Here is a 14,604-nt window from a genome sequence, read left to right as displayed (position 1 = left end):
TCTTATAGACCAACTGTTATTATAACATAACTTATCCTAATTTTCATTGAAACACGGGGCCCGCCGCAATTCGCTTTTCTAATCGTCCGTTTTCCGTTACCCTGTATATGTAAGGAGAGATGTTCATGAAACCATTGGCGTATCGGATGCGGCCTGCCAATATCGAAGACATTATCGGCCAGGAACATTTGGTCAAAGAAGATAAAATCATCGGCAGAATGGTGCGTGCAAAGCACTTATCATCCATGATCCTGTACGGACCGCCGGGCATCGGAAAAACGTCCATCGCCACAGCGATCGCAGGATCGACAAGCATCGCATTCAGGAAATTGAATGCCGTCATTCATAATAAAAAAGACATGGAGATTGTCGTACAGGAAGCGAAAATGTCAGGCCAGGTCATTTTAATCCTTGACGAAGTGCACAGGCTTGATAAGGGAAAGCAGGATTTTCTGCTGCCCTATTTAGAAAACGGAATGATTATTTTAATCGGCGCGACGACCGCCAACCCTTATCATGCCATTAACCCGGCCATCAGAAGCCGGACCCAGATATTTGAGCTCGAACCGTTAACACCCGATCTGATCAAGCAGGCATTGAAAAGAGCGCTCACAGATAAACACCGGGGACTCGGTTCCTACAGCGTTTCGGTGGACGACGACGCGATGGATCATTTCGCACAAGGGTGCGGAGGAGACGTCCGCTCCGCTTTGAACGCACTGGAGCTTGCCGTGCTCTCTACAAAGGAATCAAGCGATGGCACGATCCGGATTACACGGGAAACGGCGGAAGAATGTCTGCAGAAAAAAAGCTATACTCATGATAAAAACGGCGATGCGCATTATGACGTCTTATCCGCCTTCCAAAAATCAATCCGAGGCTCGGACGCAAACGCCGCCCTTCATTATCTGGCCCGTCTGATCGAAGCCGGAGACCTTGAAAGCTTATCAAGAAGGCTTCTCGTGATCGCCTATGAAGATATCGGCCTCGCAAGCCCGCAGGCAGGCCCCCGGGTGCTGAGCGCGATTCAGACCGCAGAACGGATCGGCTTTCCGGAAGCGAGAATTCCGCTGGCCAATGCGGTAATCGAATTATGCCTCTCGCCAAAATCAAACTCCGCCATCTCAGCCGTTGATGAGGCGCTCAAAGACATCAGGGCGGGTAAAATCGGCGATGTGCCGAAACATTTAAAAGACGCCCACTATAAAGGGGCCCAAGAGCTCGGACGCGGGATCGGCTATCAATATCCTCACGATTTCGAGAACGGATGGGTCGAACAGCAATATTTGCCCGATCCGTTAAAAAACAAGCAATACTATAAACCGAAACAAACGGGGAAATTTGAAGCCGCCATAAAGCAAGTGTATGAAAAACTGATGAAGCAGAAAAAATAACCGGACAAGGACACCCTATGTGTTCTTGTCTTTTTTGATACCGGCCAAGATCTTTCGCGTGAACCGCGGATTCAAATAAAAAAACAGCCTTTCCTGAAGAAGGCTGTTTTTCTTTTTATTTATCTTTAACCCGTTTAATGTCGATGTCCTTTAAGAGCTCCATGACAACATGTCCGCCCATAATCAGACCGGCCACTGACGGAACCCAGGCGTTGGAAGACGGCGGCATTTGCGCTTTGCGGATTTTCGCTTCATCATTCCCGACTTCTTTTCTGACGTCTTCACGGATGACGATCGGGCTTTCATCAGAAAAAATGACCTGTACGCCTTTTTTAATGCCCTCTTTGCGAAGCCTTGTGCGGACGACTTTGGCAATCGGATCGGTATGGGTTTTTGAAATATCAGCAATCTGAAAGCGTGTCGGGTCTGTTTTATTCGCTGCTCCCATGCTTGAAATCAGCGGAACATTCCGTTTCAGACATTCTTTCATCAGATGAATTTTATAATGAATCGTATCCGACGCGTCAATGACGTAATCAAGCGGATACTCAAAGAACTGCTCATATGTCTCTTCTGTATAAAACATTTTTAAGGCGACGACGTCACAATCCGGATTAATATCCGCGATCCGCTCTTTCATCAAGTCTGTTTTCGGCTGTCCCACCGTCGACAAGAGCGCATGCAGCTGGCGGTTTACGTTTGTAATGTCAACATCATCTTTATCGACAAGCACGATCCGCCCCACTCCGGACCTCGCCAATGCTTCGGCTGCGAATGAACCGACTCCGCCGACGCCGAGAACGGCCACCGTGCTGTTTTTTAACGTGTCCAGCCCTTCTTTTCCAATCGCTAGCTCATTTCTGGAAAACTGATGTAACAAGAACCTCACTCCACATTCTGGTTTTATAAACTCGGCTTGTCAAAAAGCCGCTGGTTTTAGCGCACAAAAAATAAAGTCCCAATTGTGCCGTTGCAGCTTTCCTTCGTTTTGAACCCGCTCTCAGCAGGTGGGTGCCCTTTTTTAAATCTTGTAAGTCCTCTTAACGAATGAAAAGAGGCATGTACGCCATTTAAAAATGCGGGCTCCCAAATCAAAAAAATGTTCGGTCAAAACTAGGTGTACAACTAACACATCAGGACTTTATTTAACTTGTCAAAATCATATCACAGCAGATTTTGATTTTCAAGAAACAAACTGCTGATCTTTACTGTTTCACTTTTCTTTTGACAGAAAGGTGAAGTTCTTCAAGCTGGGCGTCGCTCACTTCGCCGGGCGCTTCCGTAAGAAGGCAGCTTGCGCTTGCCGTTTTCGGGAAAGCGATCGTATCTCTTAAGTTTGTGCGGCCTGCAAGAAGCATAACCAAACGGTCTAAGCCGAGCGCGATTCCGCCGTGCGGGGGGGCGCCGTATTCAAAGGCTTCAAGAAGGTATCCGAACTCCTCCTCCGCTTCTTCTTTTGTAAAGCCGAGAAGCCCGAACATTTTTTCCTGAACGTCTTTTTCAAAAATACGGATTGAGCCTCCGCCGAGTTCATAGCCGTTTAAGACAAGGTCGTAAGCCTGCGCTTTCATATCTTCAGGCGCCGTTTCAATCAGGTCAAGATCTTCACGGACAGGCATTGTAAACGGGTGGTGAGCCGCATAGAAACGGCCTTCTTCCTCGTCATGCTCCAGTAACGGCCAGTCCACAACCCACAGGAAGTTGAAGAGGCTTTCGTCAATCAGGCCGCGTTCTTTGCCGAGCTTTAAGCGAAGCGCGCCGAGGGATTGAGCCACAACCTCAAACTTATCAGCCCCGAACAGGAGCAGATCGCCTTCAGAAGCATCAAGCGCTTCAGCCAGTTTTGCCTGCTTCTCTTCATCAAAGAATTTCGCAATCGGGCCTTTTACGCCGTCAGCTTCAACTTTCACCCAAGCGAGACCTTTCGCGCCGTAATTTCCGGCAAAAACGCCGAGCGCATCGATATCTTTTCTGGAATAGTCGCCGGCAGCGCCTTTGACATTGATCGCTTTTACAACGCCGCCGTTTGCCACGGCTGATGAGAACACCTTAAATTCAGTATCTTTCACTATGTCTGACACGTCCGTCAGCAGCATGCCGAAGCGGGTATCGGGCTTGTCGGAACCGTAGCTGTTCATCGCTTCTTCATATGTCATTCTCGGAAGCGGAAGCGGTACTTCAACACCTTTTGTTTCGAGCATGACTTTCGCCATCATCTCTTCCGCCAGAGCCATGATGTCCTCTTGACTCATAAAGGACATTTCGATATCAATCTGCGTAAATTCCGGCTGGCGGTCGGCACGCAAGTCTTCATCGCGGAAGCAGCGGGCCACTTGATAATACCGTTCAAAGCCCGACACCATCAGAAGCTGTTTAAAAATCTGCGGCGATTGCGGAAGGGCGTAAAATTCTCCTTCATGCACCCGGCTCGGCACTAAGTAATCACGGGCGCCTTCGGGAGAGCTTTTTGTTAAAATCGGTGTTTCAATATCAAGAAATCCGTTTTCATCCAAGAAATGGCGGATGGATTTTGTGACTTGATGGCGCATTTGCAATGTTTGAAACATCGCCGGGCGGCGCAAATCCAAATAGCGGTGTTTTAACCGGACGTCTTCAGAAACGTCAGCCGCCTGGTCACTGATCGGAAACGGAGGCGTTTTCGCCGTGCTGAGCACCGTCACCGCTTCAGCTTTGATTTCAATTTTACCGGTTTTCAGGTTGGGATTCACCGTGCCTTCTTCACGGGCAGAAACCGTGCCTTCGATATCAAGCACATATTCGTTTCTGATTGCTTCCGCTGCGGCAAGGGCTTCCTTCGATACGTCAGGGTTGAACACGACTTGCACAATACCCGAGCGGTCGCGCAAATCAATGAAAATCAAGCCGCCGAGATCGCGCCGTTTCTGCACCCACCCTTTCAGTTTGACGGTTTCGCCAATCGCTTTTTCAGTTATCTCGCCACAATAATATGTTCTTCCAAACATAGCGTTCCTCTCCTTCACTGCTTTTGATCTGCCTTTAACACTTGTATCAGCTCGTCTAACACCACTTCACGCTGCTCTCCTGTTTCCGCATCTTTTACATTGATTTTATTTTGGGCAAGCTCATCTTCCCCTAAAATCGCAATAAAACGTGCGCCGAGGCGGTCAGCCGTTTTGAATTGGCCCTTCATCTTTTTATTTTCATAATCGATTTCACTTGAGATGCCCGCTTCTCTCAGTTTGTACACGAGGGAAACGGAATAATCCTTCGCTTTTTCTCCGAGCGTCACGATGTAGCAGTCAATCCCCTGATTGACGGGAAGCTCTGTTTTCTCAGCGTCAATGGCTGCCAGCAGACGTTCGATGCTCATCGCAAATCCGATACCCGGCGCTTCAGGTCCGCCGATCTGTTCAACAAGCCCGTCATAGCGGCCCCCGCCGGCAAGGGTTGTAATCGCTCCGAATCCTTCGGCATTGCTCATAATTTCAAAAGCGGTATGGTTATAATAATCAAGCCCTCTGACAAGGTTCGGATCTATTTCGAACGGGATGCCGAGATCGTTTAAGTATTGTTTTACTTTCTCAAAATAAGCGGCTGATTCTTCATTTAAGTAATCAAGAATGGACGGAGCCGTTTTCATCAGTTCATGCTCTCTGTCTTTCTTGCAGTCAAGAATTCTGAGCGGGTTTGTGTGCAGACGCGACTGGCAGTCTGAGCAAAATTCTCCGATGCGCGGTTCAAAATGTTTGACGAGCGCTTCCCGGTAGGATTTGCGGCTCTCCTGGTCACCAAGGCTGTTCAGCACAAGCTTGACATGTTTCAAACCGGCTTTACGGTAAATACTCATCGCAAGCGCAATGACTTCTGCATCCACGGCCGGATCTTTGGAGCCGATCGCTTCAATTCCGAATTGATAGAATTGGCGGAAACGTCCTGTCTGCGGACGTTCGTAACGGAACATCGGTCCGACATAATAAAGCTTCGTCGGCTGCACCGGGTTCGCAAATAATTTATTTTCATTGAACGCGCGGACTGCGGCGGCTGTTCCTTCCGGCCGAAGCGTCAGGCTTCTCCCTTTACGGTCTTCAAACGTGTACATTTCTTTCTGCACGATATCTGTAGACTCACCGACGCCTCTTGCGAACAGTTCCGTATGCTCGAAAATCGGCGTGCGGATTTCTTTATATTGATAAGTGCGGCACGTCTCCCTCATAATTTGTTCGACGAACTGCCATCTGTCTGATTCACCCGGCAGTATGTCCTGTGTGCCTCTTGGAATGTGATATGCCATGTTACAGGCCTCCTTAATGTCTTTCTTCAAATAAAAAAACTCCCGCTCCTACTATACATGTATAGTAGGGACGAGAGTTATACCCGTGGTGCCACCCTAGTTGGAATGCCGAAGCATCCCCGCTCTGACCTTTAACGCAGGTTCACGTCCGCTGCCTAATGACTTGCAAAAGCGTTCAGCAGGGAACCTCCGGAGTGTTGTTTCGAGAAAGATGCAGTGCGGATCCGCTTTCAGCCCGGGACGGTTCCTCTCTTCTCCATGCATTCTGACCTACTCTTCTCCATTATCGGTTCAAAATCGTTATCATGACTTATGTACATCAATTTCTATTATAATAATGGGATTGCACTCCCCTGTCAAGTTTTATTCCGTCTGTTTTTCCTTGCGACCGCTTCTTTCGATAAGAGACCGAACTCCGTCGCCGTCTCTTCAAGAAAACCCGCCTTTTCTCTATCGCTCTGATCACTGAAGTGCAGATTTCCTTCCGCATCGTGCAGCGCGCGTCCCATTTTTGGTTGATATTTCATGATTTGCACACCTTTTCGCTGTATTTATGACTAGTATAAACAAACCATTTTATTTTTATTTAACATTCAGCAAGGAAAATACGATATTATACAAGAATGTATTTTAGTTAGTTCAGAAAGGAGGACAGCCATGAAGAAGAGAACTCTTGCTCTTATTTTATGCGGCGTCATCATCACAGCGCTTCTTCCGTCATTCCACACCGCAATCGCCGCAGAGGGAGAAGCGGTCATCGCGACAGACAAGATCAATGTCAGAGGCGGTCCCGGCCTGAGCTATGGAATTAAGGCTGAAGTAAAAAAAGGGGAAAGATACCCGATCGCTAAAGAAGAGGGAGACTGGGTGCAGCTTCAGCTGAGCCCCGGTAAAACCGGATGGGTCGTTTCCTGGCTGATATCAAAAACAGCCGGGGGAGCAGACAATTCATCCGCAACAAGGGGAACAGTCACTTCCACCGATCCTGACCTCCGCATCAGAAAAGGCCCGGGGACATCATATGAAGTCATCGGCAAACTTCCGCAAGGCGCACATGCATCTGTGCTGGACAAGAACAGCGGATGGGTGAACATTTCTTATCAAGGCACAACCGGATGGGTTTCTTCCGAATACGTCACCGCGGACAGCGGCGGATCGGATACGAAAGCAACTTCCGCCCGAAGCGGGTCAAAAAACGGAACGGTCGGCGTTTCTTCATTGAATGTCAGAAGTGCAGCGTCACATGATTCAGCGATTATGACTAAATTATCACGCGGAACAAAGGTTTCCATCTTAAGTGAAGACCACGGCTGGCTGAAAATTGAAGCAAACGGGCAAAAAGGCTGGGCAGCAAGCCACTACATCATAAAGGATTCTGACTCATCGGACAGCGCATCCGGCTCGGGAGACGGTTCTGCGGGCTCAGGCTCCTCGAAAAAAGCGTATATTGTTTACGGCGGCACCAACTTAAGGAGCTCAGCCTCGACTTCCGCTTCTATCGTAAAAAGAGCAGATAAAGGCGCAGCCTACCCGATTGTCGGCTCAAGCGGCAAATGGTATGAAGTCCGGCTTGAAAACGGACAAACCGCATATGTGGCAAACTGGGTCGTACAAACGTCAAAAAGCGGTGAGGAAACAGGCGAAGCACCTTCTCCCAACACGTCAGGCGGCAGCGGCTCACTTAAAAACAAAACGATCGTCGTTGATCCCGGACACGGAGGAAAAGACAGCGGAACGATCGGCTACTCCGGAAAGTTTGAAAAAAACGTAACGATTAAAACCGCTAAGCTGCTGGCCCAAAAATTGCGGGCATCCGGTGCAAACGTGTATATCACCAGACAGGATGATACTTTTATCAGCCTGCAGGCCAGGGTTTCAACCTCTCATTACCGGAATGCGGATGCCTTTATCAGCATTCACTATGACAGCTATGCCGATACGTCAACACGGGGAAGCACGGCTTATTATTACAGTCCGTCTAAGGATCGCCAGCTTGCCTCAGACGTCCATTCTGAAGTAGTGAAGCGTTCCCCTATCCCGGATCGCGGCGTTCTGTTTGGCGATTATTACGTCCTGAGGGAAAATAAACGGCCTGCCATGCTGTATGAGCTCGGCTATCTCAGTCAACCGCAAGAAGAAACAATCATACATAGCGGCTCTTATCAGGAAAAAGTGACAGACGGAATTGAAAGCGGATTGGAACATTATTTTCAATCATAAAAAAAGCTGCCGAACGGCAGCTTTTTTTATTGTTTAGAATCCATAATCAATGTAATCGGCCCGGAATTCGTCAGCTGAACATCCATCATGGCTCCGAATATTCCGGTTTCCACTTTGACTCCTTTTTCCCGAAGGAGTTCGTTCCACTTTTCATAAAGGAGCACAGCCTGATCCGGTTTAGCCGCATTCATAAAATTCGGGCGTCTCCCTTTCTTCGTTTCGCCGTAAAGCGTAAACTGGGAAACGGATAAGATCTCCCCGCCCGTATCCAAAAGCGATAAATTCATCTTGCCGCTTTCATCATCAAAAATCCGAAGATTCACGATTTTATCCGCCAAGTAAGCGGCATCTTCTTCTGTATCTTCATGAGTGATGCCGACAAGCGCCATAATGCCGGGTCCGATCCGGCCGGCGACAGCGCCGTCAACCGTCACACTTGCTTCTGTTACACGCTGAACAACTAATTTCATAGCAAGCTCCTTTTAGTTCATTACCCGCCGGACTGAATAGATGTCTCTGATCTGCTTAATCCGCTCGACCACTTTATGCAGATGGTTGATGTTTTGAATAAAAATCGCCATATGAATCGTAGCGACTTTATTGCGGTCGGATTTGCCGGAGACAGAGGAGATGTTGGTTTTCGTTTCATTTACGGCTTGGAGCACCTCATTTAAAAGCCCGAGACGGTCATACCCCAAAATCTCAATCTCAACGTTATATTCTTTGCGTCTTTGAACCTGTGATTCATGCTCCCATTCAACGGGGATCAGACGTTCCTGCGCTTCATTCGTTTTGACGTTCGGACAGTCATCCCGGTGAACGGATACACCGCGCCCTTTTGTAATAAAACCGACGATATGGTCGCCCGGCACCGGGTTGCAGCATTTCGACAAGCGGACGAGAAGGTTGTCAATGCCTTTTACGCGCACACCCGCTTCCCGTTTTCTCCCTTGCGGATAATGTTTCGGCTCGGAAGTGACTTCCTGAACGATTTTTTCCTGCTCTTCCTGGTCACGCAGCTTCCGCTCTTTTTCGGTGAGCCTGTTGGCCACCTGAAGAGCGGTAATGCCGTTATACCCGACCGCCGCGTACATATCCTCTTCATTTGAGAAATTGAACTTGTCGGCAACTTTTTGAAGATTTTCGAGTGTTAAAACATCTTTCACTTCAAAATCAAGATTTTTAATTTCTTTCTCGACAAGCTCACGGCCCTTTTCGACGTTTTCTTCACGGCGCTGTTTCTTAAAGAATTGACGGATTTTGTGTTTCGCCTGGGACGTCTGCGCCAGTTTGACCCAGTCTTGGCTCGGGCCGTATGAATGCTTGGACGTCAGAATCTCGACGATGTCGCCCGTCCGGAGCTTATGGTCAAGCGTCACCATTTTTCCGTTCACTTTCGCCCCGATTGTTTTGTTGCCGATCTCCGAGTGTATCCTGTAGGAAAAATCAATCGGCACAGAGCCTGACGGCAGTTCAATGACATCGCCTTTTGGCGTAAATACGTATACCATGTCAGAAAACAGATCGATTTTCAGCGATTCCATAAATTCTTCCGCATCCGTAGACTCGTTTTGGAATTCCAGAATTTCACGGAACCAGGACAGTTTTTTCTCAAATGTCGCTTCTTCGTTTGCAGCCTTGCCTTCTTTATATGCCCAGTGTGCGGCCACCCCGTATTCAGCGATCTCATGCATCTCAAACGTTCTGATCTGCACTTCCAGCGGATCGCCTTTAGGCCCGATTACGGTCGTATGCAGCGACTGATACATATTCGGCTTAGGCATCGCAATATAATCTTTGAATCTGCCCGGCATCGGCTTCCAGCACGTATGAATAATGCCGAGTACGGCGTAGCAGTCTTTAATGCTTCCGACAAGAATACGGACGGCGAGCAGATCATATATTTCATTGAACTGTTTATTTTGCAGCGCCATCTTGCGGTAAATGCTGTAGATGTGCTTCGGGCGTCCTGAAAAGTCCGCTTTGATATTCACTTCTTCGACCCGTTTTTTCACTTCATTGACAACCTCTTCGACATAAAGTTCGCGTTCCGCGCGCTTTTTCTTCATGAGGTTGACGATTCTGTAATACTGCTGAGGATTCAAATAACGGAGAGCGGTGTCTTCAAGCTCCCATTTGATTTTAGAAATCCCGAGCCGATGGGCCAGCGGAGCGAAAATCTCCAGCGTCTCATTTGAAATTCTCCGCTGCTTTTCCTGCGGAAGATGCTTTAACGTCCGCATATTGTGAAGGCGATCCGCCAGCTTGATCAATATGACTCTGATATCCTGAGCCATAGCGACAAACATTTTTCGATGGTTTTCCGCCTGCTGCTCCTCTTGAGATTTATACTTAATTTTACCGAGCTTCGTCACGCCGTCGACAAGCATCGCCACTTCTTCAGAAAATGCTTCCTTCAGGTCGTCGAGGGTGACATCCGTGTCCTCTACCACGTCATGCAGAAATCCGCCCGCAATTGTGGAAGGGTCCATTTCCAGATCGACGAGAATCCCCGCCACCTGAATCGGATGAATGATGTACGGCTCACCTGATTTGCGGTACTGTTCGCGATGCGCGTTTTGCGCATACAGGTAAGCTTTCTCAACAAACGCAATCTGCTCCTCCGGCAGATAAGTGCGCGCTTTATCTATTACTTGCTCGGCAGTCAATACTTGTTCGTTCGCCATGGAATCACCTTTTTTAAATGTAAACTGTATTAGTTTATTATCAAGAAAAAAACGAGAGATGTAAAGGGCAGAAGTTCAAAACACCTAAAGAATCTGTCAGGATGATGAAATAATAGGAAAAAAGCACCCTGACACGAGTGCTTTTTTCCATATGCGGTTAATATTTCATTAATGTTAAAATATCGTAATCGTCAAGCTTGTCTCTGCCGTCAAGGTAAGAAAGCTCGATTAAGAACGCAATACCGGCTACGACGCCGCCCAGTTCTTCGACTAGCTTAATCGTTGCTTCGATCGTGCCGCCTGTTGCAAGCAAGTCATCAGTAATCAGCACGCGCTGTCCCGGCAGAATCGCATCTTTATGAATCGTCAGTACGTCTTTTCCGTACTCCAAACCGTAATCGACTTTAATGACCTCACGCGGAAGTTTTCCTTCTTTCCGAACCGGCGCAAAGCCGACTCCGAGAGCGTATGCAACCGGACAGCCGATAATAAAGCCGCGCGCTTCAGGCCCGACAACTAAATCAATTTCTTTTTCTTTTGCATATTCAACAATTTGGTCAGTAGCGTAACGGTATACGTCGCCTTTGTCCATCAATGTCGTAATATCTTTAAATTGTACGCCTTCTTTCGGGTAATCGGGCACAATTGTTACGTATTTTTTAAGATCCATCTGTTCTATGTCCTCCTCGTACTTTCATAAGCTTCTGAACCTTGGTTCATCAGCTTATTCAGCCATTCCTTCAGCTCATGGGCTGCGGAATAATTGAGCTTCTGGTCTAATTCCATCAGCTGCTGTTTTACCTGATAGGTTTGCGAATCTGCCAGGTCGCGTTTTTTCGCGCCGCTCACGACAGACAGCACACCATCTTCTATTTTAACAAAACCGAGATCAAAAAACACCTTTGTCATGAAATTGATTGTGTCAATTGACCATCCTCTGTGTCTCGCAAGCTCTGAACCATGCTTGCCGAAGTCAAAAGCGCCCCTTTTTAAGAGAAATGCGTAAAACCACTTGAAATCATTCCGCGATGGAAATGAGGACAGGAAATGTTCTTCATGATTGATAAAAACAAAATAAATCCGTTCCGGCTTCTTTCCGTCAAGCAAATGCTGCAGGCGATCCGCTGACGGCGGAACATCCAGAAAAACGGCATATTTTCCGTCAAGCTGGAGAGCTTCCGCCTCGGATTCCGATGTGATCCCGGCCAGCTCGCCCGACAGCTCTTTTGCACGGAGCTTCTGAGCGGTTTTTTCGTTAAAGCTGATGAGCACCCGTTTTTCCTTCGGCAGCGCGGTGACCGTGTCTTCCCACGTCCGCTTGCCCCTGATATCAAAAAGCTGCCATTCCGGCACCGCAGCATCTTTAATCATCAGCTGTGGTTTCTTTCTGTTGTTCCATTCATTAATGGACATCTCGCCGACAATGGAAATCGTTGATCCGGGGACAACTCCGGCTTCAAGCTCTCCTTTATTAAAGCCGACGCAGTCAAGGACGGCGGAATCACTTTTCACCGTCATTTTCACGTGATTTTTATTCGCTCCGATCAGGCGCACATCATCAAGCACGGCATTTTTCACCATCACATGCGGTTTAGGGTTAAGCATGCCGAACGGCGACAGCATATTCAATTCTGTAATGCTTTCAACGGTTATGTCTTCAACGCCGCAGACAAGATCAACCTCCTGAACGGGAATAAAATCCTCTTCCGTAAGGGTTTCTTCAGCCATTTGATTCAGCCTGTCCCTTAATTCCGCCACATCTTCAGCCTTCAACGTCATTCCTGCCGCCATCGGATGCCCGCCGAAATGAGGAAGAATGTCTCTGCACTGTGAAAGGCTCGTAAAAAGGTTGAAGCCTCTGATGCTTCGCGCCGACCCTTTAGCGATGCCCTGCTCCTCATCTATCCCAAGCACAACAGCGGGCCGGTAAAAACGTTCAGCCAGCTTCGATGCGACAATACCGACGACTCCCGGATTCCAGCCGGCTTTTGCCACTACAATGGCAGACGGGTTTCCGCCTTGCTGCTGAACCATTTCAACAGCCTCTTCGGTCATGGTTTTCACCATTTTCTGCCGCTCTTTATTCAGCAGGTCAATATCCGAAGCCAGTTCCTCCGCTTCAAACTGATCTTCGGTCATCAGCAGATGCACGGCGGGATCGGCCTGTTCTATTCTTCCGACGGCATTGAGCCTCGGCGCGACCTGAAATCCGATCGTTTCCTCATCAGCTTGTCCGATATCTCCGCCGGAAAGCTTAATCAGAGCTTTGAGGCCCGGCCGATTTGTCGTTCGAAGCCTTTCGATCCCAAGTGACGCAATTAATCTGTTTTCATCATGAAGAGGCACCAGATCTGCAACCGTACCGATTGCCGCCAAGTCCAGCATAGCTTCCGGCAAAGAACCCGTAAGCGCATGGGCAAGCTTAAACGCCACACCGACGCCGGCCAATTCTTTAAACGGATAGCCGCAGCCCGGCTGCTTCGGGTGGATGATCGCAAATACGTCAGGAAGCTCGGGTCCCGGCTCATGGTGGTCGGTAATAATGACGTCTAAGCCCAGCTCTTTTGCGACTTCAGCTTCATGGACGGCGGCGATTCCCGTATCCACTGTAATGATCAGCGAAAATCCCCGCTCTTTTATGGAACGGAAAGCTTGTTCATTCGGGCCGTAGCCTTCTGTGAAACGGTCGGGAATATAAAAGTCAACGTCCGCCGACAGCTGTCTGAGTGCCGTCAGCATCACTGACGTGCTTGTAACGCCGTCTGCATCGTAATCTCCGTAAATCATAATCGGTTCCCCTTGAGAAACCGCCAGTTTTATCCGATCAACTGCTTCCCGCATTCCCTTTAATTCATACGGGTCATAAAAGTCTGCATCCTTTGTATGTAAAAACAGCCTTGCGCTTTCGGCAGTATCAAAACCTCTTTTTACAAGCAGTGATGCCACAAGAGGTGTTATGTCCAATTGTTCTGTGAGTGATTTGACTTTTTCCTGATCCGGCTGCTGGATTTCCCAGCGCATTTTTGACGCTAACATAAATTCACCCCTCAACCACCCTATTATACTAGAGCGGACTGAGGGGTTTCAAATGTTATTCTGATCCTTTTTTCTCTTCAAGCATTTCTTCCGGCGGCGCGGCTGTTTTTTGGCCGTCCGAATCAGCCGTCAATTCACCTGCGGATCTGTTTTCTTTCCGCAGCATTTTAATTTCGCGCTTCAGCTTCATCACTTGAAATATGCCGGCCGAAAACACGATCAGCGCTCCCATTAACACAGAACCTAAAATGACTAAAATCAGCGGCCATTCAGCGGTTCCGAACAGATAATCAACCTCAACCGCCCGCACGTTAATGACAGCAAAAATGGCGACAATCAGAGTAAATAGTAATGCGAATATAATAGTCCATTGTTTATTCATGCGTCTGCCCCCAATCGTTCACTCTTATCTTTTCCCCCATTTTCCCGGGAGTAAACCCCGGTCTCAGGAAATCCGGGCCGTTAACTGCTCGCGGACCAGCTTTTTCAGTCCGCTTCTTTCTCCCGATATGACGAGGGTGTCCCCTTCTTCAATTACGGTATCAATGCCGGGGCTCAGCTGTTTTTGCCGATTTTTCTTTACGATCGCAATAATCTGGACGTTGTAATGTTTCTTGATCTCCAAATCTCCGATTGTACGGCTGACAGCCGGTGCGTGAGATTCGGCTTTAAACCACTCAATGACGAGGCCATCAAGCGCGACTTCCACAGATTCCAGCGCTTTCGGCTTATACGTCATCCCGCCTAAAATAGCGGAAATCTGCCTCGCCTCTTCGTCGTTAAATTCAACGGATGCCAAGCATTCGTCATGATCATTCTCATCGAAGTAATAGAGCTCTTTTCTGCCGTCATCATGAAGAATAATACTGATTTTATCGTGATTTTTCGTAATGACTTCTACTTTCTGGCCGATGCCCGGAAGCTCCGACTCACGAACGTTCATAAGAACCCTCCTACATGTTTTTACAATGATGATTGATTATGTAAGCGTATG

12 protein-coding genes, 1 other RNA gene and 1 other annotated feature are annotated in these 14,604 nt (G+C 48.1%); of the genes, 2 read left to right on the top strand and 11 right to left on the bottom strand.

The window, feature by feature from the left end:
- Positions 1-125: 125 nt before the first annotated feature.
- Positions 126-1,394 carry a replication-associated recombination protein A gene (locus tag K3G25_RS05095; RefSeq protein ID WP_154817581.1) on the top strand — a complete coding sequence of 423 codons (1,269 nt, stop codon included), beginning with the start codon at positions 126-128 and terminating at the stop codon, positions 1,392-1,394.
- 115 nt (positions 1,395-1,509) lie between these two features.
- Here K3G25_RS05095 and K3G25_RS05090 read toward each other — a convergent pair whose 3' ends face one another.
- The 5 genes from K3G25_RS05090 to K3G25_RS05070 form a co-directional block, all read right to left on the bottom strand.
- Positions 1,510-2,274 (bottom strand): tRNA threonylcarbamoyladenosine dehydratase, encoded by a 765-nt coding sequence (locus K3G25_RS05090; RefSeq protein ID WP_022552891.1) that lies wholly within the window; start codon positions 2,272-2,274, stop codon positions 1,510-1,512.
- Positions 2,275-2,345: 71 nt separating this feature from the next.
- A non-coding RNA gene (gene ssrS / locus K3G25_RS05085) (6S RNA) lies at positions 2,346-2,537 on the bottom strand.
- A 62-nt stretch (positions 2,538-2,599) separates the two neighbouring features.
- A complete protein-coding gene (gene aspS, locus K3G25_RS05080; protein WP_007408199.1) occupies positions 2,600-4,378 on the bottom strand; it encodes an aspartate--tRNA ligase in 1,779 nt (592 codons plus the stop codon).
- A gap of 14 nt (positions 4,379-4,392) precedes the next feature.
- Entirely contained in the window at positions 4,393-5,667 is a 1,275-nt protein-coding gene (gene hisS / locus K3G25_RS05075; RefSeq protein WP_007612829.1) for a histidine--tRNA ligase, read from the bottom strand.
- Positions 5,668-5,730: 63 nt separating this feature from the next.
- Positions 5,731-5,963: a binding site (T-box leader), on the bottom strand.
- A gap of 60 nt (positions 5,964-6,023) precedes the next feature.
- Positions 6,024-6,194: a YrzK family protein gene (locus tag K3G25_RS05070; protein WP_003152722.1), complete on the bottom strand. Its 171-nt coding sequence runs from the start codon at positions 6,192-6,194 to the stop codon at positions 6,024-6,026.
- A 130-nt stretch (positions 6,195-6,324) separates the two neighbouring features.
- On the opposite strand from K3G25_RS05070, the gene K3G25_RS05065 reads away from it, so the two are divergent.
- Positions 6,325-7,887: an N-acetylmuramoyl-L-alanine amidase family protein gene (locus tag K3G25_RS05065; protein WP_109567090.1), complete on the top strand. Its 1,563-nt coding sequence runs from the start codon at positions 6,325-6,327 to the stop codon at positions 7,885-7,887.
- A gap of 26 nt (positions 7,888-7,913) precedes the next feature.
- Here the strand turns inward: K3G25_RS05065 and dtd are convergent, their stop codons facing one another.
- From dtd to K3G25_RS05035, 6 genes are all read right to left on the bottom strand, one after another.
- A complete protein-coding gene (dtd, locus tag K3G25_RS05060; protein ID WP_007408194.1) occupies positions 7,914-8,357 on the bottom strand; it encodes a D-aminoacyl-tRNA deacylase in 444 nt (147 codons plus the stop codon).
- A gap of 12 nt (positions 8,358-8,369) precedes the next feature.
- Complete coding sequence (gene relA, locus K3G25_RS05055) at positions 8,370-10,574, bottom strand: GTP diphosphokinase (protein WP_003152716.1); 2,205 nt, start codon at positions 10,572-10,574, stop codon at positions 8,370-8,372.
- Positions 10,575-10,731: 157 nt separating this feature from the next.
- Positions 10,732-11,244: an adenine phosphoribosyltransferase gene (locus tag K3G25_RS05050; RefSeq protein WP_003152714.1), complete on the bottom strand. Its 513-nt coding sequence runs from the start codon at positions 11,242-11,244 to the stop codon at positions 10,732-10,734.
- A gap of 5 nt (positions 11,245-11,249) precedes the next feature.
- Positions 11,250-13,610, bottom strand: coding sequence for a single-stranded-DNA-specific exonuclease RecJ (gene recJ / locus K3G25_RS05045; RefSeq protein WP_232489613.1), 2,361 nt, complete (start codon positions 13,608-13,610; stop codon positions 11,250-11,252).
- A gap of 55 nt (positions 13,611-13,665) precedes the next feature.
- Entirely contained in the window at positions 13,666-13,992 is a 327-nt protein-coding gene (locus K3G25_RS05040; protein ID WP_014418528.1) for a LapA family protein, read from the bottom strand.
- 63 nt (positions 13,993-14,055) lie between these two features.
- Positions 14,056-14,553 (bottom strand): cation:proton antiporter regulatory subunit, encoded by a 498-nt coding sequence (locus K3G25_RS05035; RefSeq protein WP_017418232.1) that lies wholly within the window; start codon positions 14,551-14,553, stop codon positions 14,056-14,058.
- Positions 14,554-14,604 lie beyond the last annotated feature (51 nt).

Origin of the sequence: Bacillus sp. FCW2 (assembly GCF_021228595.1) — a bacterium.
GTDB lineage: Bacteria > Bacillota > Bacilli > Bacillales > Bacillaceae > Bacillus > Bacillus velezensis.
Note: the sequence above shows the minus strand (reverse complement) of the source record. Positions and strands in the feature narration are given on the sequence as shown.